General features: G+C 40.7%; 1 protein-coding gene. It reads left to right on the top strand.

Annotated elements, in window-relative coordinates; all coding sequences use genetic code 11:
* The coding region (locus CXF54_RS12985) for a hypothetical protein (RefSeq protein ID WP_198551073.1) at positions 1–334 on the top strand (334 nt) is incomplete at both ends.

Here is a 334-nt window from a genome sequence, read left to right as displayed (position 1 = left end):
GCGGAACCAACAACAGAATGTTATGAAACTGCAACATTTAATAATAATACATGTACTTGGGAAGTAACAGGAACACAACCTGCGGAACCAACTACAGAATGTTATGAAACTGCAACATTCAACAACACGACTTGTACTTGGGATGTAACAGGAACACAACCTGCAGAACCAACTACGGAATGTTATGAAACTGCAACATTCAACAACACGACTTGTACTTGGGATGTAACAGGAACACAACCTGCAGAACCAACTACAGAATGTTACGAAACTGCAACATTCAACAACACAACTTGTACTTGGGAAGTAACAGGAACACAACCTGCGGAACCAA

Origin of the sequence: Olleya sp. 1-3, assembly GCF_002836085.1 — a bacterium.
Taxonomy (GTDB): domain Bacteria; phylum Bacteroidota; class Bacteroidia; order Flavobacteriales; family Flavobacteriaceae; genus Olleya; species Olleya namhaensis.
The sequence above is the reverse complement of the archived record's forward strand: the minus strand, read 5'-3'. Positions and strand labels throughout refer to the sequence as shown.